This is a genomic window from Paludibacillus litoralis, from assembly GCF_037646705.1.
Classification (GTDB): Bacteria; Pseudomonadota; Alphaproteobacteria; order Rhodobacterales; family Rhodobacteraceae; genus Pikeienuella; species Pikeienuella litoralis.
The window spans coordinates 142,461-164,657 of record NZ_JBBHER010000008.1; the positions used below are offsets into that span (position 1 = coordinate 142,461).

25 protein-coding genes are annotated in these 22,197 nt (G+C 65.8%); 12 read left to right on the forward strand and 13 right to left on the reverse strand.

The features are described 5' to 3' along the window. Window positions 1-147 precede the first annotated feature (147 nt). Genes WG921_RS15070 through WG921_RS15080 form a run of 3 tightly spaced genes read left to right on the forward strand, consistent with a single transcriptional unit; the run spans window position 148 to window position 2,243 of the window. Window positions 148-861: a phosphatidylserine decarboxylase gene (locus WG921_RS15070; RefSeq protein ID WP_340110077.1), complete on the forward strand. Its 714-nt coding sequence runs from the start codon at window positions 148-150 to the stop codon at window positions 859-861. Between the two features lie 4 nt (window positions 862-865). Next, window positions 866-1,606, forward strand: coding sequence for a CDP-diacylglycerol--serine O-phosphatidyltransferase (gene pssA / locus WG921_RS15075; protein WP_340110078.1), 741 nt, complete (start codon window positions 866-868; stop codon window positions 1,604-1,606). Window positions 1,607-1,619: 13 nt separating this feature from the next. Beyond that, window positions 1,620-2,243 carry a class I SAM-dependent methyltransferase gene (locus WG921_RS15080; protein WP_340110079.1) on the forward strand — a complete coding sequence of 208 codons (624 nt, stop codon included), beginning with the start codon at window positions 1,620-1,622 and terminating at the stop codon, window positions 2,241-2,243. 165 nt (window positions 2,244-2,408) lie between these two features. Here the strand turns inward: WG921_RS15080 and panB are convergent, their stop codons facing one another. From panB to WG921_RS15095, 3 genes are all read right to left on the reverse strand, one after another. Further along, window positions 2,409-3,275 carry a 3-methyl-2-oxobutanoate hydroxymethyltransferase gene (panB, locus tag WG921_RS15085; RefSeq protein WP_340110080.1) on the reverse strand — a complete coding sequence of 289 codons (867 nt, stop codon included), beginning with the start codon at window positions 3,273-3,275 and terminating at the stop codon, window positions 2,409-2,411. Between the two features lie 77 nt (window positions 3,276-3,352). Next, window positions 3,353-4,150, reverse strand: a complete 798-nt coding sequence (locus WG921_RS15090) for a sterol desaturase family protein (RefSeq protein WP_340110081.1) — start codon at window positions 4,148-4,150, stop codon at window positions 3,353-3,355. A 30-nt stretch (window positions 4,151-4,180) separates the two neighbouring features. Further along, entirely contained in the window at window positions 4,181-4,492 is a 312-nt protein-coding gene (locus WG921_RS15095) for a DUF6166 domain-containing protein (RefSeq protein WP_340110082.1), read from the reverse strand. A gap of 90 nt (window positions 4,493-4,582) precedes the next feature. Between WG921_RS15095 and WG921_RS15100 the strand changes: the two genes are divergently transcribed. The 3 genes from WG921_RS15100 to WG921_RS15110 all read left to right on the forward strand — a co-directional run bounded on the left by WG921_RS15100 (window position 4,583) and on the right by WG921_RS15110 (window position 5,920). Then, a complete protein-coding gene (locus tag WG921_RS15100; RefSeq protein ID WP_340110083.1) occupies window positions 4,583-4,963 on the forward strand; it encodes a hypothetical protein in 381 nt (126 codons plus the stop codon). 12 nt (window positions 4,964-4,975) lie between these two features. Continuing rightward, a complete protein-coding gene (locus tag WG921_RS15105) occupies window positions 4,976-5,158 on the forward strand; it encodes a hypothetical protein (protein ID WP_340110084.1) in 183 nt (60 codons plus the stop codon). Between the two features lie 69 nt (window positions 5,159-5,227). Continuing rightward, the gene (locus tag WG921_RS15110) at window positions 5,228-5,920 is read left to right on the forward strand and encodes a GntR family transcriptional regulator (protein WP_340110085.1); all 693 of its coding nucleotides are present in this window, start codon (window positions 5,228-5,230) and stop codon (window positions 5,918-5,920) included. 131 nt (window positions 5,921-6,051) lie between these two features. Here the strand turns inward: WG921_RS15110 and WG921_RS15115 are convergent, their stop codons facing one another. From WG921_RS15115 to dctP, 3 genes are read right to left on the reverse strand one after another with little or no spacing between them, the layout of a single operon-like run. Next, entirely contained in the window at window positions 6,052-7,344 is a 1,293-nt protein-coding gene (locus WG921_RS15115) for a TRAP transporter large permease (protein ID WP_340110086.1), read from the reverse strand. An 18-nt stretch (window positions 7,345-7,362) separates the two neighbouring features. Then, window positions 7,363-7,881, reverse strand: coding sequence for a TRAP transporter small permease subunit (locus WG921_RS15120; protein ID WP_340110087.1), 519 nt, complete (start codon window positions 7,879-7,881; stop codon window positions 7,363-7,365). A 4-nt stretch (window positions 7,882-7,885) separates the two neighbouring features. Next, on the reverse strand, window positions 7,886-8,950 hold the full coding sequence (gene dctP / locus WG921_RS15125; RefSeq protein WP_340110088.1) for a TRAP transporter substrate-binding protein DctP: 1,065 nt from the start codon (window positions 8,948-8,950) through the stop codon (window positions 7,886-7,888). 541 nt (window positions 8,951-9,491) lie between these two features. Between dctP and WG921_RS15130 the strand changes: the two genes are divergently transcribed. The 4 genes from WG921_RS15130 (at window position 9,492) to WG921_RS15145 (ending at window position 13,708) form a co-directional block, all read left to right on the forward strand. Beyond that, a complete protein-coding gene (locus tag WG921_RS15130) occupies window positions 9,492-10,475 on the forward strand; it encodes a tripartite tricarboxylate transporter substrate binding protein (RefSeq protein WP_340110089.1) in 984 nt (327 codons plus the stop codon). Between the two features lie 193 nt (window positions 10,476-10,668). Then, window positions 10,669-11,649: a tripartite tricarboxylate transporter substrate binding protein gene (locus tag WG921_RS15135; RefSeq protein WP_340110090.1), complete on the forward strand. Its 981-nt coding sequence runs from the start codon at window positions 10,669-10,671 to the stop codon at window positions 11,647-11,649. Between the two features lie 75 nt (window positions 11,650-11,724). Next, window positions 11,725-12,195, forward strand: coding sequence for a tripartite tricarboxylate transporter TctB family protein (locus WG921_RS15140; protein WP_340110091.1), 471 nt, complete (start codon window positions 11,725-11,727; stop codon window positions 12,193-12,195). A gap of 10 nt (window positions 12,196-12,205) precedes the next feature. Then, a complete protein-coding gene (locus tag WG921_RS15145; RefSeq protein ID WP_340110092.1) occupies window positions 12,206-13,708 on the forward strand; it encodes a tripartite tricarboxylate transporter permease in 1,503 nt (500 codons plus the stop codon). A 44-nt stretch (window positions 13,709-13,752) separates the two neighbouring features. On the opposite strand, the gene WG921_RS15150 is transcribed toward WG921_RS15145, so the two are convergent. From WG921_RS15150 to WG921_RS15170, 5 genes are read right to left on the reverse strand one after another with little or no spacing between them, the layout of a single operon-like run. Then, complete coding sequence (locus WG921_RS15150; RefSeq protein WP_340110093.1) at window positions 13,753-14,529, reverse strand: ATP-binding cassette domain-containing protein; 777 nt, start codon at window positions 14,527-14,529, stop codon at window positions 13,753-13,755. Beyond that, window positions 14,526-15,482 carry an ABC transporter ATP-binding protein gene (locus tag WG921_RS15155; RefSeq protein ID WP_340110094.1) on the reverse strand — a complete coding sequence of 319 codons (957 nt, stop codon included), beginning with the start codon at window positions 15,480-15,482 and terminating at the stop codon, window positions 14,526-14,528. The genes WG921_RS15150 and WG921_RS15155 overlap by 4 nt, the downstream gene beginning before the upstream one ends. Then, on the reverse strand, window positions 15,479-16,306 hold the full coding sequence (locus WG921_RS15160; protein ID WP_340110095.1) for an ABC transporter permease: 828 nt from the start codon (window positions 16,304-16,306) through the stop codon (window positions 15,479-15,481). Before WG921_RS15160 ends, WG921_RS15155 begins: the two co-directional genes overlap by 4 nt. Beyond that, window positions 16,303-17,250 (reverse strand): ABC transporter permease, encoded by a 948-nt coding sequence (locus WG921_RS15165; protein WP_340110096.1) that lies wholly within the window; start codon window positions 17,248-17,250, stop codon window positions 16,303-16,305. Before WG921_RS15165 ends, WG921_RS15160 begins: the two co-directional genes overlap by 4 nt. Before the next feature lie 48 nt (window positions 17,251-17,298). Further along, on the reverse strand, window positions 17,299-18,789 hold the full coding sequence (locus WG921_RS15170; RefSeq protein ID WP_340110097.1) for an ABC transporter substrate-binding protein: 1,491 nt from the start codon (window positions 18,787-18,789) through the stop codon (window positions 17,299-17,301). A gap of 61 nt (window positions 18,790-18,850) precedes the next feature. Between WG921_RS15170 and WG921_RS15175 the strand changes: the two genes are divergently transcribed. Next, entirely contained in the window at window positions 18,851-19,831 is a 981-nt protein-coding gene (locus WG921_RS15175; protein ID WP_413788600.1) for a uracil-DNA glycosylase, read from the forward strand. A gap of 11 nt (window positions 19,832-19,842) precedes the next feature. Beyond that, complete coding sequence (moaB, locus tag WG921_RS15180; protein ID WP_340110098.1) at window positions 19,843-20,382, forward strand: molybdenum cofactor biosynthesis protein B; 540 nt, start codon at window positions 19,843-19,845, stop codon at window positions 20,380-20,382. Between the two features lie 13 nt (window positions 20,383-20,395). On the opposite strand, the gene WG921_RS15185 is transcribed toward moaB, so the two are convergent. Both WG921_RS15185 and argJ read right to left on the reverse strand, forming a co-directional pair. Continuing rightward, window positions 20,396-20,794 (reverse strand): (deoxy)nucleoside triphosphate pyrophosphohydrolase, encoded by a 399-nt coding sequence (locus tag WG921_RS15185; protein WP_340110099.1) that lies wholly within the window; start codon window positions 20,792-20,794, stop codon window positions 20,396-20,398. Next, window positions 20,791-22,191, reverse strand: coding sequence for a bifunctional glutamate N-acetyltransferase/amino-acid acetyltransferase ArgJ (argJ, locus tag WG921_RS15190; RefSeq protein ID WP_340110100.1), 1,401 nt, complete (start codon window positions 22,189-22,191; stop codon window positions 20,791-20,793). Before argJ ends, WG921_RS15185 begins: the two co-directional genes overlap by 4 nt. Between the last annotated feature and the right edge of the window lie 6 nt (window positions 22,192-22,197).

Below are 22,197 nucleotides of genomic sequence, written 5' to 3' on the forward strand. Positions count from 1 at the left end.
CGTCTTCATGGGCGCCTTTCACGCCGAAGCGGCGACCCCGGTCCTGACCGGCGCCCCGCCCGTGAGCGAAAATCGACCGCCGTTCGCGCCCGACGTGATAAAATCGCGTTGTGGATGATATGACTTCAGGGTAGGAGGCGGCTATCCTTGAACGGAAAGCGACACGCGATGCGGATGCGGGACACCTTTCTAAAGCCCATGCACCCCGAGGGCTGGCGCTTCGTCGGGTTATTTGCCGCCGCGGCCCTTGGATTATTCCTCGTTTCGTCAATCCTGGGCTGGATCGCAGTCGGATTAACCGTCTGGTGCTACTATTTCTTTCGGGATCCGGCGCGTGTCTCCCCTCTGCGCGACGGATTGATCGTCAGCCCGGCCGACGGCGTCGTCTCGCTGATCGAGAAAGCCGCGCCGCCGCCCGAGCTTGGCATGTCGGACCAGGCTTTGACCCGGGTCAGCGTTTTCATGAACGTCTTCAACTGCCATGTGAACCGGGCGCCGAGCGGCGGGAAGGTCACGGCGATCGCCTATCGTCCCGGCAAGTTCTTCAATGCGTCGCTCGACAAGGCGAGCGAGGATAACGAACGCAACAGCCTGTGCATCGAGACGCCCGACGGACGCCAGATCGCGGTGGTGCAGATCGCCGGCCTCGTCGCGCGCCGCATCATGTGTTTCGTCAGGGAAGGGCAGGAAGTTCGAACCGGCGAGAGATTCGGCCTGATCCGGTTCGGCTCGCGCCTGGACGTCTATCTGCCCGACGGCGTGACGCCTCTCGTCAGTCCGGGCCAAACCATGATTGCGGGGGAAACGGTCCTGGCCGATCTTGCGTCGGACGAAGCCGCCCGCCCGACCTGGACAGACTGAAGACATGGTCAAGCGCTTGCCTGAGAAGACCAACGTCCTGCCGATCGTTCATCTTCTGCCCAATCTGCTGACGATCGCCGCGATCTGCGCAGGGCTGACGGCGATCCGCTTCGGCTTTCAGGGCGACTTCGAGAGAGCGGTCCGGCTGGTTCTTCTGGCCGGCGTGCTTGACGGGATCGACGGGCGCCTCGCGCGGCTGCTGCGCTGCCAAAGCTCGGTCGGCGCGGAACTGGATTCGCTGGCCGATTTTCTCAATTTCGGAGTGGCGCCGGGGCTGATCATACATGCCTGGGCCCTGCAGGATTTCACGCGCGCGGGTTGGATCGCCGTGCTGGGCTACGCGGTCTGCTGCGTGCTGCGCCTCGCCCGGTTCAATGTCAGCAGCAAGCGCGAGACGGAGAAAAGCAACGCCTTCTTTGTGGGGGTGCCGTCGCCGGCCGGGGCCATACTTGCCATGTTGCCGATGTATGTGTCTTTTCTGTTTTCCGACATGTTCGTGATTCCGCCGGCCTTCATCGCCGGCTACATCTTGGCTATCGGACTCTTGATGATAAGTCGCGTCCCCACATATTCCTTCAAGAATCTCTCGATCTATCGCGAGAATGCAAAGTTCTGGGTATTAGGAGCGGCTCTCCTGGCGTCGGCGTTGCTCACCTACCTCTGGGCGACGCTCGTCGTCCTCACCGTCGCCTACGTCGCGGGCCTCTTCTGGGCTTCCCGGACAGTGCGCAAAACTGGGAATTGAAGAGGATACCGTTTTGGATATCAACGCCGTCAAAGCCTCCTACGCCCGCTGGGCGCCGATCTATGACAAGACCTTCGGGGCGGTGACCAATGCCGGCCGACGCAAGGCGGTGGGGTACATCAATGGCCAGGAGGGCGCCAAGGTTCTGGAGGTCGGCGTCGGCACCGGACTGGCTCTTCCACACTATCGTCCGGACCTCCATGTCATCGGCATCGATTTCAGCGATGACATGCTCAAGAAGGCGCGCGAAAAGGTGCGCGATCTTGGCCTGAGACAGATCAAGGGCCTCGATCAGATGGACGCGCGGCAGCTCTCATTCCCGGATGACGCATTCGATACGGTCGCCGCGATGCATATCGTCTCGGTGGTGCCGGAGCCGGAGCGTGTGGTCGCCGAGATGGCGCGGGTCTGCAAGCCCGGCGGCCGGATCGTGATCACCAACCACTTCTCGCGCCAAAGCGGCTTTCTGGCCATGATCGAGCGGCTTTCGGCCCCGTTCGCGAATGTTCTGGGATGGCACTCCGATTTCGACATCAGCGCGGTTCTCGGCCAGCCAAACCTCAAGATCGTCGAAATGGCGTCGATCCCGCCAATGGCGATGATGACGTTTCTCGTTCTGCAAAAGACCTGCAACTGACGAAACCCGACCGACAGCCGATCCTCCAGCCGCTGGCCGCCCTCCGCGAACATCCGCCGATCCGCGCCAACTCGATTTGCGCGCCGCATCGGGACCATCGCCGCGCGGCGGCCTCATGACCGCCGCGACGGGCGCCGGAACGCCGCGCCCGCCCTCTCTCCCGGATCAGACCTGGCGGCGCTTCTCGATCATGTCGCGGAATTGCTCGACCACTTCCGGCTTCGCCGTGTAGCTGTGAGCGTCGTCGGGGAACGCGCCCGATTTCACCTCTTCGACATATTGCTTCAACCCGCCGACGGCGACTTCGGTGAGGTTTGCGAAGCGTTTGGTGAATTTGGGTTTGAAATCGGTGAAGACCCCGAGGAGATCATAGCTCAGCAGGATCTGCCCATCCGTGCCGGCGCCGGCGCCGATGCCGATGGTCGGGATCTCGAGTTGCTCGGAGATGAGCCGCGCGATCGGCGCCGGCACCGCCTCGAACTCGAGCATGAAACAGCCGGCGTCCTGAATCGCGAACGCGTCTTCGAGGATCTCCATCGCCGTCTCCGCCGTCCGGCCCTGGATCTTGAATCCGCCATACATCGCGACCCGGTGCGGCGCCATGCCGATATGGGATGCGGTCGGGATGCCCGCCGCGACCAGCGCTTTCAGGATGTCCTGCTGGCTTCGGCCGCCCTGCGGCTTCACCGCGTCGCAGCCGGCGTCCTGCATGAAGCGGGTCGCGTTGGTCAGCGCGCGGTCGACGGTGTTGTAGCTCTGATACGGCATGCAGCCGAGCGAGAACGTGTTCGGCGCGCCGCGGCGCACGGATTGCGCATGCATCACCATCATGTCCATCGTCGCAGGGATCGTGTTTGCGTGCCCATGCGCGATCATGGCGAGACTGTCGCCGACGACGACGACATCGACCCCGGCCGCCTCGGCCCATTGCGCCGATGTGTAATCGGGAACCGACGTATACACCATCTTCTCGCCGGACGTTTTCGAGTCCCTGATGTCCTGGATCGTCCGCTTCTTCTTCTCGACGGCCAATTTGGCTCCTCCTGTTCCGCAAAAGAACGCCGGCGACGCTGGGCCGCCGGCGATCGGTCATTCGTGATCCGCCACGCTTATTCGGCGGCGATCGTCGCTTCGCCGCCATGAAGGCGCCCGTCGGGCGTCCGCGCGGTCTTTCGCATGTTCTTCTTGAGATGCTTGGTGCTGTAGCCGTTGAAGAGATGGCCGATCAGCCCGCGATCCAGATCGGTGGTGCCGAAGAGCCAGTCCATGATCGGGAAGGTGAGATTCATGTTCCATTCCATCATCAGCGACTGATTGTGATGCGCGGTGTGATGGCGGCGGATGGTGTTGATGAACGGCGTGTTCCGGACGAACCAGTTCTCGTTCACATGACAGCAGAAATGCATGAACTCGTAGTTGAGGTAGAGCGCCGTCGTCGTGGCCATGACCAGCCAGCCGACATTGGCGGTGAAGAGGAACCCCGCGACCAGCGCGATCGGGATCGACATGAACATGAACGTCACCAGCGCATAAGGCGGGAAGACGGTCACGCGCCAGTCATGCGCATCGGCGAAGCGCATCTCGTCATCAGTGAAGAACTGGTGATGCATCAGCGTATGCCGCGTGTAGATCGCGCGGAGCGCGCGGTTCTTCTGCGGGCGGTGCATGACGTAGGTGTGAAGGAACCACTCGAAATAATTCGCGCCGATGAACACCACCGGAATGATCAGGAACTCATACCAGCGCACGTTCTCCATGCTCTGGATGTAAATCACCATCGCGGCCGCGCCGATCAGGTAGATGACGAGGATGTGCAGCCAACCATTGTACCAGCCGATGATCCGGTCCCGGTAAGTCTCCCGGTATTTGCGCTGCCGATCGGACATCCGGCTTTCAGTGAGTTCCATGGGTTCCTCCTTGACGTCTCTGCGGCCGGCTCAGACCGCCGCGTGAATGTTCTCGAGCGCGGTGCGGACATCCGCGCTCGTCATCTCCCACTCGTTGCCGAAATTGGCGACGACGCGGCGCATGAAGGCGTCAACTTCGGCCAGCGCCGCGGCGCCGTCGCCGAGATGGTCCGCGAGAATGGCGAGCGCGAGCTGGCTTGGGCCGTCGCCCTCATACCCCCACTCGAAGCCGTGATCGGTGAACGTCTTGATGTCGAAGCGCGCGTCGAGCGGCGCGCCATCGACAGTAACGACGGTGCCGTCGATCGTGCGGTCGCCGCAATATCTTTTTTCGTCGGGCATTCGGGCGATCTCCATCTTGGTCTTGTCTGGCTCTCCGATCTGGCTTACTAATATATCAGATAGATATCTGATGCAAGCTTGGAGCGGCGCATGTCCCCGTTGGCCGATCTCGATCTTTTGTTGCTGGCGATTTTCGCCGGCGCGGCTTTCATCTCGACGGCTGGAGCGGTTCTGGTCGGCGCGTTCCTGCCGCGCGCGGCGGGACCGGAAGGCGGCAAGGGGTTCGCCGGCGGGGCGGCGGTTTACGCCGCGGCGCTCGCGCTCGTCGCGCTGATCGGCGAGCTCATCTTCACGGCGACGAAGCTGCCCTGGACGGTGGCGGTGATCACGGCGGGCCTCGCCTTTCTCGCCGCGCCCGCGGCCGTGCAGCCGATCCCGGCGTGGCTGCGCGAATCTCGCGCAGGGCTTGTCCTGATCGCCGCGCTCGCCGTCGTTCTGTTGCTGCTTCTCCCCTCACCCTTCACCCGCTAGGAGGACGAATCCATGCCACCGAAGATCAAGATCATGCTCACGGCGATGGTCGTCATCGCCACCATCGCCGCCTGGTTCTTCCGCGACCTGATCGGGATGACCGCGTCGCCGGCGTTGCTTTTCGGACTCGGCGCCTTCATGTGTTTCGCGCTATGGCTTTTCCCAGAGGTCAAGAAAGACGCGCGCGGGCGCTGATCCGTTCCCTGGCCACTCCGCTTCTGCGCGGCGGCGGAGTGTGATCGCGCGAAGAAAGGCGACTGGCGGATGGACCAAAGGCTGGAGCGAACTGAGGAGGCGCTTTCCTCGGATGCGGCGGCGGGTGAGCGCGGCGCGTCGCTGACCGAGCGCGCGTATCGTCATCTCGAGGAACAGATCGTCACCCTGCGGTTGAAGCCGGGGGAGGTTCTTTCGGAGGCCGCGCTTGCGCAGCGGATCGGCATCGGCCGGACCCCGGTGCGCGAGGCCCTTCAGAGGCTCGCCCATGAGGGAATGGTCGTCATCATGCCGCGTCGCGGCGTGATGATCACGAAGATCAATATCGGCGAGCATCTGAAACTGCTGGAGGTCCGGCGCGAGGTGGAGCGGCTCATCGCGCGGAAGGCGGCGAAGCGCGCCAGCGCGGATGAGCGCGACGAATTCCGCGAGATCGCCGCGGCGCTGGAGATTGTCGCCGCGAACGAGGATGATATCGGCTTCATGCGGCTCGATCAGCGCTTCAACAGCCTGCTCGTCGAGGCGAGCCGCAACGACTTCGCGGCGGGGGCGATGCAGCTGGTTCACGGGTTGTCCCGCCGCTTCTGGTATCGGCACTATCAGAACGTCCTGGACCTGCCGCGCTGCGCCCGGCTGCACAAACGCGTCGCCGAAGAGGTCGCCAATGGCGACGAGGCCGCCTCGGCCGCCGCCTCCGACCAGTTGATCGACTATATAGAGGAATTCGCGCGGGCGACGATCTGACCGAAGCCCGGCGGCCAGCCAAGCGCGCCGGCGGAGCGGCGCGCGCCGCGCCCGTTTCAGCGGCCAATCCCGATCGACAGCCAGGGCCTTGAGGCGGCGCCATGCGCCGGAGGGCGCAGCGCGCGCGGGCGCTATCTCATGCTCAGGACCTGCGCCGGAAGCCAGAGCGCAATGTCCGGGAAGCTGGCGACGAGCACGAGCCCGATGATCTGGATGATGATGAAGGGCGTCACGCCGGCGTACATCTGCCGAAGCTGAATCTCGGGCGGCGCGACTCCCTTCAGATAGAAGATCGCCGGCGCCATCGGCGGCGTGAGATAGCTGGTCTGGATCATGATCAGGACCAGCATGCAGAACCACACCGGGTCCATCCCGGCCGCCAACACGAAAGGCATGAAGATCGGCAGAAAGATCAGCAGGATCGAGATCCATTCGAGGAAGAACCCGGCGATGAACACGAGCCCGAGGAAGATCGCGAGAAGCCCCCAGTAGCCGACATCGAGCAGATTGATCGCATCACGCATCACCTTCATGCCGCCATTGCCGACATAGACTCCGGTGAAGATGCTTCCCGCCAGCAGGATGAACATGATCATCGAGGTGATGACCAGCGTCTTCATCAACGCCTCCCAGAGGGTCTGGAACGAGAACTTGCCGTAGATGATCGTCAGCAGGAACGCGCCCATCGCGCCAAGCGCGGCGGCTTCCGTCGGAGCGGCCCATCCGAGCATGATCGACCCGAGAACCGCGAAGATCATGAACATCGGCGGCCAGAGCGCCTTGATGGTGATGACCACCTTCTCGCCGAAGCTCGGCTCGTCCGGCTCGTCCTCAATGCCAGCCGGCGGCGTGATCAGGCAGGCGACGATGACATAGACGATGTAGAGCAAGGCGAGGATCAGCCCGGGCAGGATCATCGCCACCATCAGCGAGCCGATGGAGACGTTCGCGATCGGCCCCATGATCACGACCACGACCGAAGGCGGAATGATCGTGCCGAGAGAGCCGCCGGCGCAGATCGTCCCCGATATCAGGGAATTGGGATAGGCGTAGCGCATCATCGGCGGGATCGCCAACAACCCGACGACGGTCTCGGTCGCGCCGATCACGCCGGTGGAGGCGGCGAAGATGATGCACATCACGATCGTGCCGACCGCCAGCCCGCCGGGAAGACGTTTGGTCCAGAGATGGACCGCGTTGAAAAGCTGCTCGGCGATGCCGGAGCGCTCCAGCATCGAGCCCATGAAGACGAAAAGCGGCACCGCCGCGAGCACGAAATTGGAGGCGACGTCCTCGATCTTCTGGGTGAACTGGAAGAAGGCGGCGTCGCCGAAGGCGTAGATCCCGAACACGAACCCCACCCCGAGAAGCGCGAACGCCACAGGGAACCCGGCGAAAATCAGCGCAAAAAGCGCCGGGAACATCAGGAATGCTTCCATGGCTCAGGTGTCCGGATAAGTTACGTGATGGCGGATCGCCTTGACGCATTTGAGGCATTCGGCCAGCACCTGCAGCCCAAGCACGATGAAGCTGAAGACGATGACCGCGCGGAACGGCCAGATCGGCGGGTTCCATGCGGACTGTCCCGAAAGCTCGCCGATTTCATAGGCGTGCGCAGTATACTCCCAGAACCGGACGCAGAGCAGAAAGACGGCGGGAAGTATGAGGCAGGAGTAGAGGATAAGGTCGATCCACGCGCGCCGCCGCGACGTGAGGCGCGCATAGATCAGGTCGATGCGGACATGCACCTGCCGCTTGAGCGTGATCGCCCCGCCGAGCAGGAAATGCACGCCCATGAGCATGTAGCCGAGCTCGAACGCCCAGATCGTGGGCGCGCCGAGCACGTAGCGGGCGAAGACCTCCCAGCATGTCGCCAGAACGAGGGGGACGACGAGCAGCGCCGCCATCCCCCCGACCGTCTCGGTCAGGATCTCGATCCAGCGAATGATCCGGAGTGTCATCTGGTCACTCGACTTCGCGGACTTTCACGTTGCGGTATTTTTCAGCGTCCTTCCAGAGGTCGGTGAATTCCTTCTGGCTTTCGAACACCTTCTTGAACCAGGCGTTGTCCTTGGCGATGCCCTCGGCCCATTCGAGGCCGATCTCGCGCGCCTGATACTGCACCTCCGGATCGAGCTCGATGATCTCGTTGCCGTGCGATTTGTAGAAATCGATGGATTTCGCGTCTTCCTGACCCACCGTCAGCCAAGCGTTGATCGTGGTCATGAACGCGGCGTCCCGGATCAGTTGCTGATCGCGCTCGGAAAGCTCCGCCCAGACGTCCGGATTGACAACCAGCTCCATCGGCGCGGTCGGCTGATGAACGCCGGGAATGATCACGTATTTCGTGACCTGATGAAAGCCGGGGGCCTGATCTTCCCAGAGCGTGCCCCATTCGGTGGCGTCGATCGCGCCGCGCTCCAGCGCGGTGTACACGTCGCCGCCCGGCATCGTCACCGGCGCCGCGCCAAGCGTCTTGGCCATTTCGAGCCAGGCGCCCGCGGTGCGGAGCTTCAGGCCCTGAAGATCCTCCAGCGTGCGCACGGGTTTGCGCGAATGGAGAAAGACCTCCGCCGTCCGGATGAACACCGGCATGGCGACGAGGTTGAACTGCTCCTTGCGCCATTCCTCCCACAGCTCGACCCCGCCCCCGCGGTAGAGCCAGTGCAGCATCCGCTCCGCGTCGAAGGAGCCGGCGTAGCCGCCGAAGAGAACCGCGGTCGGGTCGCCGCCCCAGTCATAGCCGGACCAGAGATGGCCCATATCGGCGATGCCGTTCTGCACGGTCTCGGAGACCTTGAGCCCCGGCCCGAGCGTGCCGGCGGGGAAAACCTCGATCTGGATCCGGCCGTCGGAGAGCTCTCTCACGGCGTCGGCGAACCCTTGTGCGCCGATCTCCATGATCGGCCCGCCGACCCAGCTCGTGGCCATGGTGAATTCGTGAGTTTTCTGCTCCTCCGCGCCAACGGCGCCCGCAGCGCAGATCGAGAACGCAAGCGCAGCAGCGCCCGCCAAGCCTGAGATGTTCACATCATTTCTCCCTGTCGCATGCGGCTGAAGACGCCGCTCAGCTGATCGATCTATTATATATCAGATGAATATATGCAACCGCATCATGTAGATCCGGTGTTCTTTTTTCGATTCCAGCCGATCGAATTCCGGCCCTGAGGCGCTAGTTCTGGAGCGTGGGAGACGCGTATTTCTGCAACATCGCAGACACTTACTAATATGCTATTCCAATGCCTACTTATGTCGGGCGCGCGCCACGCGCCGGTCCGATGCGCATGGCGAACCGGGCGCCGACGACATGAGGGCCGTCGCCGGCCTTCGGCCTGGCCGGCTCCCCGCTCGGCAAGGCGCAAGCCGGGTTCTTCAACCCGCCGACGCCCGCCGCCGGCGGGTCCGGGTTCGCGCTTCGGCTGTCCGATCCGGCGAAAAATGACGCCCGAACGCGCTTGTAACGACAGGGGGACTGATACATCATCAATCAGCTTCGATAGAGCGAATTGGCTCCCCACCCGGGAGCAAGGCGCCGGGAGCAAGAGGGAAACACCTTGTCTGGAGGACTTTCATGCTGAAACGACACCGCTTTGGCGCGGTCGCCGCGCTGGCTCTTGGCGGGCTCGCCGCCGTCGCCGCCTTCCCCGCGCAAGCGGAATACCCCGAGCGCCCGATCACGCTGATCGTTCCATGGGGCGCAGGCGGCGGAACCGACGCCACCGGACGCATGATCGCCGCCCTCCTCGAAGAGGATCTCGGCCAGCCGGTCAATGTCGTCAACCGCACCGGCGGCAGCGGCGTCGTCGGCCATTCGGCGATCGCGAACGCGAAGCCGGACGGCTACACGATCGGCGTCGTGACGGTCGAGATCGGCATGATGCACTGGACCGGTCTGACCGAGCTGACCAGCGAGGATTACACGCCGCTCGTCGTTTACAACTTCGATCCCGCGGGGCTGCAGGTGCGCGAAGATTCGCCCTGGAAAACCGCGCAGGACGTTCTCGACGCGGTGAAGGCGGATCCGGGCGCGCACAAGGCATCCGGCGTCGGTCAGGGCGGCATCTGGCATCTGGCGATGGCCGGCCTGCTGGAATCCGCCGACATCGCCCCGGACGCGGCCCCCTGGGTTCCGTCGCAGGGCGCGGCGCCCGGCCTTCAGTCGCTGGTCTCGGGCGGGGTCGATATCGTGCCCTGCTCCCTCCCGGAGGCGGAATCGCTGATCAGCGCCGGCAAGGTGCGCTCGCTGGCGATCATGTCCGCCGAACGTCTTGAGAAATTCCCCGACATCCCGACGCTGAAAGAGGCCACCGGGCTCGACTGGACGATGGGCGGCTGGCGCAGCATTTCCGGCCCGAAAGACATGCCGCAGGATGTGGTCGATCGGCTGATCCCGGCGTTGGAGCGCGTTTACAACTCCGGCGAGTTCCGGGAGTTCATGAGCAACCGCGGCTTCGGCCTGGCCTGGGCTGCCGGCGACGACGCCGCCAAGTGGATGGCGGACAGCGACGCCACTCTCGGCAAGGTCATGGCCGCGGTCGGCATGACGAAAGAGTGACGGCTCCGGGTGGGGAGGCTGCGGCTTCCCCACCCGATCCGCTCCGTCGATTTCATCCGGGGCGGCCGTAATCCGGCGCTTGCAACGATGGCGAAGCTGCCACATCATCAGGTTCGCTTTATAAAGCGACACCGCCCGACAGCCCATCAAGAGGCGTCGCGGGCTCGGGGAAACGCCTGATTAGGAGAATCTGATGTTATATCGACACGGCCTTGGCGCCGTCGCCGCGCTGGCCTTGGGTGGCCTCGCCGCCGTCGCCGCATTTCCCGCGCAAGCGGAATATCCCGACCGCCCGATCACGCTGATCGTGCCCTGGGGCGCCGGCGGCGGAACCGACGCCACCGGGCGCATTTTGGGCCAGTTGCTCGAGGAAGATCTCGGCCAGCCGGTCAACGTGGTCAACCGCACCGGCGGCAGCGGCGTCGTCGGCCATTCGGCGATCGCGAACGCGAAGCCGGACGGCTACACGATCGGCGTTCTGACCGTCGAGATCGGCATGATGCACTGGTCGGGCATCACCGAGCTGACGAGCGAGGATTACACGCCGCTCGTCATCTACAATTTCGATCCTGCGGGCATTCAGGTGCGCGCCGATTCGCCATGGCAATCGGTCGATGACGTTCTGGCCGCGGTGAAGGCCGAACCGGGCAAGCACAAGGCGTCCGGGACGGGCCAGGGCGGGATCTGGCATCTGGCGATCGCGGGGCTTCTGGAATCTTCGGGCATCGCGCCCGACGCCGTTCCGTGGGTGCCGTCGGAAGGCGCCGCGGCCGGCCTGCAATCCATGGCCGCCGGCACCATCGACATCGTGCCCTGCTCGCTGCCCGAAGCGGAATCCCTGATGAGCGCCGGCAAGGTGCGCTCGCTCGCGATCATGGCCGATGAATCGCTCGCCGCGTATCCTGACATCCCGACGCTGAAGGAGGTCACGGGCCTTGACTGGAAGATGGGCGCCTGGCGCGGCATCGCCGGCCCGAAGGGCCTGCCTGCCGACGTCTCCGAGAAGCTGACGGCGGCGTTGGAGAAGGCCTATAACTCCGATCAGTTCAAGGACTTCATGAACAGCCGCGGCTACGGCATGATCTGGGCGTCCGGCGACGACGCCGGCACGTTCATGGCGGAGAGCGACGAGTCGCTCGGCAAGGTCATGGCCGCGGTCGGCCTGGCGAAATAATGACGGCTCCGGGCGAGGAGGCGACCGCATCTTCGCCCGGCGACTGAGCCTGATCCAGATACGGATACATTTCATATGCGTTTGAACGACGCTGTTATCGGCGCTTTCCTGATCGTTTTCGCGATCGCCGAGATCGCCTATACGACGACCTTCCCATCGCTTCACGGTCAGAATTTCGGGCCGGACCTCTTTCCGATCGTGATCGGGGCCGGCTTCATCATCTGCGGCGTCGCGCTGATCGGGCGCGGGCTCGTCAACCGGGGAGAGACGCTCGCCTCTCTCGGCCCGTGGGCGAAAGACCGGCGGATGGTGTTCAATCTCTGCCTGCTGATTCTGGGCGTCATCGCCTATATCCTGCTCTCGGATCCGGTCGGCTTCATCCCGATGTCGATGCTGCTCCTGACCGTGCTGATGCTCCGGCTTCGCGCCGGCGCGGCCGTCAGCGTCACCGTCGCGATAGCGACGACGCTGATCATTCACACGCTGTTCGCAAAGGTGCTTCTGGTGCCGCTTCCCTGGGGGGTTCTGCTCCCCATCGCCTGGTAGGAGATCCGCCATGGACGCCATTTTCAAGGCGCTCGAGCTCATCACCGAACCGTACACGATGGGGGTCATGCTGCTGGCCGCGATCTTCGGCCTCTTCGTGGGCGCCATGCCCGGGCTCACCGCGACGATGGCGACGGCGCTTCTGATCCCCTTCACCTTCTTCATGGACCCGGTCCCCGCCATCGCGATGATCGTCACCGCCGTCGCCATGGCGATCTTCGCGGGCGACATTCCGGGGGCGCTGCTTCGCATCCCCGGCACGCCCGCCTCAGCCGCCTATTGCGAGGAATCCTACGCGATGACGCGGAAAGGGCACGCCGAGCGCGCGCTCGGGATTCTGCTCGTTTGCGCGGTTATCGGCGGGTTGACCGGGTCGATCGTTCTCGCGTTCACCGCGCCGATGCTCGCCGAATTCGCGCTCCAGTTTTCTTCGTTCGAGTATTTCTGGCTCGCCTGCCTCGGCCTCTCTTGCGGCGTCGTGATCTCCTCGGGCTCGACCCTGAAGGGCTTTGTCTCGCTCCTGATCGGTCTTTTCGTGGCGACGATCGGCCTCGACATCACCGCCGGCTACCCACGCTTCACGTTTGGCAATGTCGAACTGCTGGGCGGGGTGAGCTTCATCCCGGCGATGATCGGGATGTTCGCGATCTCCGAAATCCTCCGCTATTTCACCGCGACCTCCCCGCTTCCGCGCCCGCCGCAGAAGGCGATGGGAAACATTTTCCGCGGGCTCGGGCCGATCCTCTATCGCTACAAGCTGAATATCGGCCGCGGCAGCCTGATCGGCGCGGTCGTCGGCATCCTGCCGGGGGCCGGGGGCGACATCGCCGCGTGGATCTCCTTCGCCCTCTCGAAACGGTTTTCCAAGGAGCCGGAAAAATTCGGCTCCGGGCATCCCGAAGGGCTGGTCGACGCGGGCTCCTCCAACAACGCCGCGCTCGCCGGCGCATGGGTGCCGGCCACGGTGTTCGGAATCCCCGGCGACTCGATCACCGCGATCGTCATCGGGGTTCTCTACATGAAGGGCCTGAATCCGGGGCCGATGGTCTTCGTCAACAGCCCGGAGCTCATCTACGCGGTCTTCATGTCGTTCTTCGTCGCCAATATCGCGCTCCTGCCGCTCGGCTTCATCGCGATCCGGATGTCCCGGCAGATCCTGAAGGTTCCGCAGAATGTGCTGATGCCGGTGATCCTGATGTTCTGCATCGTCGGCTCCTTCGCCATCAACAACACCGCCTTCGGGATCACCGTGATGCTGGTCTTCGGCATCCTCGCCTTTATCATGGAGGGGAACGGCATCCCCGTCGCGCCGGCGATCCTCGGGATCGTGCTCGGGCACATGCTGGAGGACAATTTCATGTCGTCCATGATCATCACCGATGGCGACCTGCTCGGGTTTTTCTCCCGCCCGATCGCGGCGACTCTCGGCGTCACCACTCTCTCGCTCTGGCTCATTCCCCCTTGCCTGATGCTGTTCCGCGCGTGGAAGGCGCGAAAGGCGCGCGCGGCGTGACATGAAGGCGGCGCGGGGCGGCGCCCCCGCTCACGCATTCCGGCTCACCGGTCGGAGGCAGCGATAAGCGCCCGCGTGTAGTCATGGCGCGGGCGCGTCAGCACCTCCCGCGCCGGGCCGGCCTCAAGGATCCGGCCCGACCGCATGACGATGATCTCGTCGCAAAGACTGGCCACGACCGCCAGATCATGGCTGATGAACAGGATCGCGAGCCCGAGCTCCGCCTGAATATCCATGAGCAGATTGAGAATCTGCGCCTGCACCGAAACATCGAGCGCCGAGACCGCCTCATCCGCCACCAGAAGCTCCGGCCGCGTGACGATCGCGCGCGCGATGGCGATACGCTGGCGCTGTCCGCCCGAGAACTCATGCGGATAGGCCGCGCCGTCGCGCGGGCGAAGCCCGACCTGGCGCAACGCCTGATCCACCCTCTTGGGAATGTCATCCGCGCCGCCCGCCCGAAGCGGCTCCCCGATCGACCAGCCGACGGCGCGGCGCGGATCGAGAGAGCCGAACGGATCCTGAAACACCATCTGGAACCGCCGCCGAAGGAGGCGAAGCGCGCGGCGCGGCGCGGCGTTGACATCCTCGCCGCCAAAAAGAACGCGGCCCTCGTCGGGGCGCTCGAACGCCATCACCATCCGCGCCAGGGTCGATTTTCCCGACCCGCTCTCGCCGACGACGCCGAGCGTCTCCCCGCGCGCGAGATCGAAGCTCGCATCCTCCACCGCCGTCAGGACCGGCGGCGCGCTCAAGATCGACCGCCGCGGCAGACGATAGCGCCGCGTCACGTTCTGAACCTGAAGCAGCGGCGCGCTCATCCCTTCGGCCTCAGAAGATGGCAGGCCGCCGAGCCGCCGCCGCCCGTCGCGGTCATCGCCGGCCTGGCCCGCGCGCAGATCGCCACCTCCACCTCGCAGCGGCCGGAGAAGCGGCACCCCGGCGCGAGCTCGGAGAGAGACGGCACGCTCCCCGGTATCGTCTTCAGCCGCCGGCGCGCGCCGAGGGCCTGCGCGATTCGCGGCCGGGCCGAGAGCAACCCCTGCGTATAGGGATGCGCGGGCTGGTCCAGCACCGCCGCCGTCGCCCCGCGCTCGACGATATCGCCGCCATACATCACGAGGATATCGCGGGTCGCCCGGCTGACCGCGGAGAGATCATGGCTGATGAACAGCAGCGCCATCCGCCTGTCCTCCGCCAGCCGCACCAGCAGCTCGATGATCCGCAACGCGACATTGGCGTCCAGCGCCGTGGTCGGCTCATCCGCGATCAACAGATCCGGCGCGCATGCGAGAGCGAGCGCGATCAGGACGCGCTGGCGCTGGCCGCCGGAAATCTCGTGCGGGAATTGTCGGAGCCGGGCGTCCGGCTCCGGGATGCCGACCTCTTCGAAAAGCGCCAGCGCGCGCGCGCGCGCGGCGGCACGGGTGAGGCCTTCATGCAGGATCAGCGGCTCCATCACCGTGTCGCCGATCCGGCGCAAGGGGTTGAGCGCGGCCATCGGCTCCTGAAACACCATCGCGATCTTGCGGGCGCGGAGCCGGCGCCAGTCGCTCTCGGCGGCGCCCGCCATCTCGCGCCCGTCGATGCGAAGCGAGCCCTCCACCGTCGCCACGTCCGGCGTCATCCCCATCAGCGCCAGCGCGAGCATGGACTTCCCGCAGCCGGATTCGCCGACGACGCCGATCCGGTCGCCCGGGCGAATGACGAGATTCGCGCCGCGAACCGCTTTCGCCGGCCCGATCAGAACGGAGAGGTTCTCAACTTCGATCACGCCCGCCGCCGCGCCAGACGAGGATCGGTGACATCCCGCAGCCCGTCGCCGAGGAGCCCGAAGCCAAGCACCGCCGCGACGATGCAGAGCCCGGGATAGATCGCCAGTTGCGGAGCCAGATAGAGCAGCGTCTGCGCCTCCGACAGCATCCGCCCCCAGGAGGGCGACGGCGGCTGCGCGCCGAGCCCGAGATAGGACAGCGCCGCCTCCGCGAGAATCGCGACCGCGAATTCGATCGTCGCCTGCACGATCAACGGCGCGGCGATGTTCGGCAGGATATGATCGCGGGAGATGGCGAAGGCGCCCATGCCCGCCGCGCGCGCCGCGAAGACGTATTCACGCGTCCAGACCTGGTTGGCGGAGCCGCGGGCGACGCGCGCGAAGATCGGGATGTTGATGAAGGCGATCGCGAGCACGACATTCTGCAGCGAAGGCCCGAACACCGCCGCCAGCATGATCGCGAAGAGCAGCGCCGGAAACGCGAAGCTGAGATCCGAGAACCGCATGACCAGATCCTCGACCCAGCCGCCGATGGCGCTCGCGAGGAGGCCGAGCGCGGAGCCGATCGACGCGCCGAGACCGACCGCGATCAGCGCGACCGCCATCGAATTGCCCGCGGCGACCATGAGCTGCGAGACGACATCGCGGCCGAGTTGATCCGCGCCGAGCCAATGCGCCGCGCTCGGCCCCTGAAACTTCCGGCTGACATCGAGCACCGCGTACGGATGCGGCGTCCAGATCGTGGAGAGCAGCGCCGCGCCGACGATCAGCGCGATCAGAACCGAGCCGATCAGCAGATTGGCGGGAAGCGGCGCGCGCCTCATGTCTCGCGCGCCTTCAGCCGCGGGTCGATCAGCACATAGGCGATATCGACAAGGAAATTCGCGGTGACGACGATGCCCGCGAACATCATCACCAGCGCCTGAACCGTGAAGAGATCCCGGTTGGAGATCGCCTGAAAGATCAGCCGCCCCAGCCCGGGAAGGTAGAAGACATTCTCGATCACGATCGCGCCGGTGACCACGCTCGCGAACTGCATCCCGACGATGGTGACGATCGGCACCAGCGCATTCGGCAGAACGTGCCGCCAGAGAACCCGGCGGCGCGAAAGGCCGCTCGCCCGCGCGGTGCGAACAAAATCGAGCCGCATCACCTCCAGCGCGGAGGACCGGGTGACGCGCGCCAGCACCGCCGCCTGCACAAGGCCGAGCGCGATGGTCGGCAGGATCAGCGAGCGAAGCGCCGCCACCGGCTCGCCCCAGCCGGGGAAACCGCCCGGCGGCAGCCAGCGGAGCTTCACCGCGAAGAGCAGCACCAGAAGAAGCGAGAGCCAGAACGCGGGGATCGCGACGCCGATCTGGCTGAGCAGCATCACGCCCCAGTCTCCCGCCCGCCGGTGATAGGTCGCGGCGGCGACGCCCATCGTCAGCGCGACGACCACCGTCAGCGTCATGCCCGAGACCGCGAGCGAAAGCGTCACCGGCAGGCGCTCCGCGATCAGCCCCGACACCGGGACGCCGTAGGAATAGCTCTCGCCGAAATCGCCCCGAACCGCGCCGGAGATCCATTCGAAATACCGCTCGAGCACGGGCGCATCCAGGCCGAGCTCCGCCCGGAGCGCCGCCCGCGCGTCTTCCGTCGAGTCGAGCCCGAGGATCGTCAACGCGGGATCGCCCGGCAGGACGTTCATCACCGCGAAAACAACGACCGAAACCGCGAACAGCGTCAGAACGAAGCCGACGCTCCGGCGGAGGATGAAAAAGCCCATCGCGTCAACCGATGCGGCGAGCGCCGGCGCGCCCGCCGCCTTTCATGGTCATTTCGTCCAGTGAACGCCGGCCATCGGTTGAAAAAGCACCGGGGACGAGGTCCAGAAGCCTTCCAGGCCGGTGCGGTAGACGCCAAGCCGTGGCAACTGGAACAGGAAGCCGTGGACCGCGTTCTCCGACAGGTGGCGCTGCGCCTCCTTCAAAAGCTCGCCGCGCGCGGCCGGATCCGCTTCGGTGCGGATACGGTTCCAGAGCGCGTCGAACGCCGGGTCCTCATACCCGTAGAAATAGCCCTTGCCGCGCGTGAAGTTGACCATGTCGTTCGCGCCGGTGTGGGCGATGACGGTCAGATCGTAGTTCTTCTTCTTGTAGACCTCGTCCAGCCAGAAGCCCCATTCGACATTCTCGACCCTGGCGTCGATCCCGGCCGCGGTCAGTTCGGCCTGGATGATCTCCGCCGAACGCATGGCGTATGGATAGGGCGGCGTGCGGAGCGTCATCGTCATCCCCTCGACGCCGGCCTCCTTGAAGAGCGCCTTCGCCTTCTCGACATCATGCGGATAGGCGCCGGTCAGGTCGACATAGGCGGGGCCGTGCGGCGGATAAAAGCTGCCGATCGGGGTCGCGCGGCCATACATCGCGCCCTCGATGATCTCGTCGCGATTGAGCGCGTAGTTGATGGCGCGGCGAACGCGGATATCGTCGAAGGGCGGCTTCGAATTGTTGATCGCGAGGATCACCTCGCCCTCGGTGCTCCCGACCACGACATTGAAGCGGGGATCGGCCTCGAATTGCGGCAAAAGCTCGGGCGCGGGAAAGCCGGGAAAGGCGTCCAGCTCCTCCGCGAGCAGCGCGGCGCTGGCGGCGGCGGGCTCGGAGATGAAGCGAAACTCCACCCTGTCCAACGCAACCTCGTCGGCGCGCCGATACGCTTCGTTCCTGGCGAGGATGAGCCGGTCCCCCCGCTTCCATGACTCGAACTTGAACGGGCCGGTGCCGACGGGGTCGGTCTTGTTCGTAGCCGCCGTCTCCGGGGCGACGATCGAGGCGTCCCCCTGCGCCATGTTGAAGAGGAAGAAGGCGTCCTTCTCCGAAAGCTTGATCTCGACCGTCGCGGGGTCGATCACCGTCACCGCCGCGATCGGCTTGAAGAAGCTCTTGGTCGGATTGACGCTGTCCTCCGCCATCGCCCGCTCGAAGGAGAATTTCACATCCTCCGCGTCGAAGGCCGAACCGTCATGGAAGGTGGCGCCCTTCACCAGATGAAAGGTGTAGGTCAGCCCATCGTCGGAAATCGTCCAACGCTCGGCCAATCCCGGAGCCGGCTCCCCCGATTCGAGAACCGTGGTGAGCGATTCGAAAACGTTTTGCGTCATCATGCCGTCGATCGAGGCGGTGGCGTCCGCCGTGGGGTCGAGCGTCGTCGGCTCCTGCTGCACGCCGATCACGACCGTCTGCTCGGCGGCGGCGGCGCCCGGAAGGCCGAAGCCGGCCGCAAAGGCGCAGGCGGCGAAGCAGGCTCTGGTCAGGCGGGACATTTACGTTGCTCCTTCAGGTCAGCGATATCTCACTATCGCTTTACTAGATCATGACTAGATCATGGCCAAGGCCCCGTCGCCAAGGACGGAATGGCCGCGCCGGCGCTTTCGGCCGGGACGCGCCGCCGCAGGATGGCGGCCGGCCGGCGCGGCGCGCCCGCCGGACGATCTGGCGGGCGGGCGCCGGCGCGGCTATAGTCGGCGCATGAACGCCGCCCCCGCCCAGGATGACGCCGCCGCCCTTCTCGCCGCCCTTTCATGGCAGATCGAGATGGGCGCGGACGAATGCGTCGCAGATGCGCCCATCGACCGGTTCGCCGCATCCGCCGAGACGCGGGCGGCGACGAAGAGAACGCCGCCGCCGGTCGCGCCTCCGTCCCCGCCCCCGCCGCAGGCGGCCTCCGGCGGCGCCGACGCCGCCATCAGCGAAGCGCGGCGAAGCGCGGCGGCGGCGGGAACGCTCGCCGAGTTGGAACGCGCGCTCGCGGCGTTCGAGGGCTGCGCGCTGAAGCTCGGGGCCAGAAACACCGTCTTCGCCGATGGCGACCCCGCGGCGCGGGTGATGTTCATCGGCGAGGCGCCGGGACGCGAAGAAGATCGGCAAGGCAAGCCCTTCGTCGGCCGGTCGGGCCAGCTTCTCGACCGGATGCTGGCCGCCATCGGCCTCGACCGGCGCTCCAGCGATCCCGCCTCCGCCGCCTATATCGCCAACATCGTCCCATGGCGCCCGGTCGGCAATCGCGCCCCCTCGACCGACGAGGCGGAGATGCTCTGGGCGTTTCTCGAACGCCATATCGCGCTCGCGGAACCCGAAATCATCGTCGCGCTCGGCAAGACCCCGGCGGCGACGATGCTGGAGCGTCCGGTCGCGATCACGAAGATGCGCGGCCGCTGGCTGAGGCCCGCCCGCGCCGGAGGCCGGCCGCTTCTTCTCACGCTGCATCCCGCCTATCTTCTTCGTCAGCCGGCTGAAAAGGCCAAGAGCTGGCGCGATCTCCTCTCGCTCCGGGCCGTGCTGGACGGCGCCGCGGCGCCCGATTGAAAGCTGTCGTCATGAAGCTCGACCCGAATCGTGAATTCATCCCGGTCCGCATCGCGGTCCTCACCGTCTCGGACACGCGAACCCCGGCCGAAGACCGGTCCGGAGATATCCTCGTCGAACGGCTGAAGGCCGCGGGGCATCATCTGGCGGCCCGCGCCATCGTCATCGACGACCGCGGCGAGATCGAGGCGCGGCTGAGAGCCTGGATCGCCGATCCCGGCGTCGACGTCGTCATTTCCACCGGCGGCACCGGGCTCACCGGGCGCGATGTGACGGTGGAGGCGCATCAGGCGGTCTACGAGAAGGTGATCGACGGCTTCAGCGCCGTATTCCACATGATCTCCTACGCCAAGATCGCCACCTCCACGATCCAGTCGCGCGCCTGCGCCGGCGTGGCGGGCGGGACCTATCTTTTCGCCCTTCCCGGCAGCCCCGGCGCCTGCCGGGACGGGTGGGACGAGATCCTCGCGCATCAGCTCGACTATCGGCACATGCCCTGCAACATGGTCGAGATCATGCCCCGGCTTCAGGAGAGCGAGCGGCGCGGCTGACCGGCCCGCCCGATCAGAGCCAGTCGCGAAGAACCGCGACCAGCGGAATATCGGCCGGCGGCATCTCGTAAGCGCCGAAATCCGCGGGGCGGACCCATTTCAGCCGCTGGCCTTCACGCGGCGCGGGAATGCCGTTCCATTTCCGGCAGGCGAAGAGCGGCATCAGCAGATGAAAATCCGGATAGGCGTGGCTGGCGAAGCTCAGCGGCGCGAGGCAGCTTTTCCAGGTGTCGATGCCGAGCTCTTCTTGCAGCTCGCGGATCAGCGCCGCCTCGGGCGTCTCCTCCGGCTTCACCTTGCCGCCCGGAAACTCCCAGAGCCCGGCCATCGGCTTGCCGGCCGGGCGCTCCGCCAGAAGGACGCGCCCGTCACGGTCGATCAGCGCGGCGGCGGCGACGAGGACGACGCTCAAGACCGATAATCCGCGTTGATCTCGATATAGCGATGCGTGAGATCGCAGGTCCAGACCACGGCCTCGCCCGCGCCGACGCCGAGATCGGCGGTGATCTCGATCTCGTCGCCCTTCATGTAGGCGGCGCCCGCCTCCTCCCGGTAGCCGGGCGCAATCCAGCCGTTTTCCGCGACGAGGATGTCGCCGAGCCGGATCGAAAGCCGATCCCGCTCCGCCGGCTCGCCCGATTTGCCGACCGCCATCACGATCCGGCCCCAGTTCGGGTCCTCGCCGGCGACCGCGGTTTTCACCAGCGGCGAATTGGCTATCGCGCGGGCGACAATGGCGGCGGAAGCGTCGGAGGCGGCGCCCGTCACCTTCACCGCGACATATTTCGAGATCCCCTCGCCGTCGCGCACGATCTGCTGCGCGAGGTCGACCAGAACCTCCCGGAGCGCCGCCTCGAAAGGCGCAGCGCGCGGATCGTCGCGCGAGAGGATCGGCGCGCCGCCGGCGGCCCCGGTCGCGGCGACCAGAAGCGTGTCCGACGTAGAAGTGTCGCCATCCACCGTCGCCGCGTTGAAGCTGATCGTCGTCCCGTCGGAGACCATCTCCTGCAACAGCGCCCGCCCGACCGGCGCGTCGGTGAAGACGAAGCCGAGCATTGTCGCCATGTCGGGCGCGATCATGCCCGAGCCCTTGGCGAACCCGGCGATAGCCACAGGGACGCCGCCGAGATCGATGGTGCGGCCCGCGCCCTTGGCGAAAGTGTCCGTCGTCATGATGGCATCGGCGGCGGCGCGGCCGGCGCCGGGAGAAAGCGCGGCGGCGAGTTCGTCAAGCTTCGCGGTGATCCGCTCCGCCGGAAGCGGCTCGCCGATCACGCCGGTCGAAGCGATGAAAACCCCGGCCGGCTCGCCGCCGACGGCGGCGGCGGCGGCGGCGGCCACCCTCTCGACGCCCTTCATGCCGGCGCCGCCGGTGAACGCGTTCGCATTGCCGGAATTGACGACGATGGCGAGCGGCCCTTTCGGCGCCGCCGCCTCCAGCCCGGCCAACCGCGCCCGGCACCAGTCCACCGGCGCGGAGCGGGTGGACGAGCGGGTGAAGACGCCGGCGATGGCGGCGCCCGGCGCGATCTCCGCCAGCATCACGTCCTTCCGCCCCCGATAGCGAACCCCGGCGGCCACGGCGGCGAACCGCACGCCCTTCACCACCGGGAGATCGGGGAAGGCCCGGGCGAAAGGCGACGCCGGCGTCGCCTTCGCCGTCCCGCCGCCCGCCGCCGCCGGGTCGAGAGCGGCCAGTTCCCGCTCCACGTCGGCCAGATCCTTCCGGAGCGCGGCGGCGCGATCCTTCAACAAAGCGATCTTCTCCGCCGTGGACGTTCCGCCCGTCGCCGCCGCTTCTTCTTTCATGGTCGT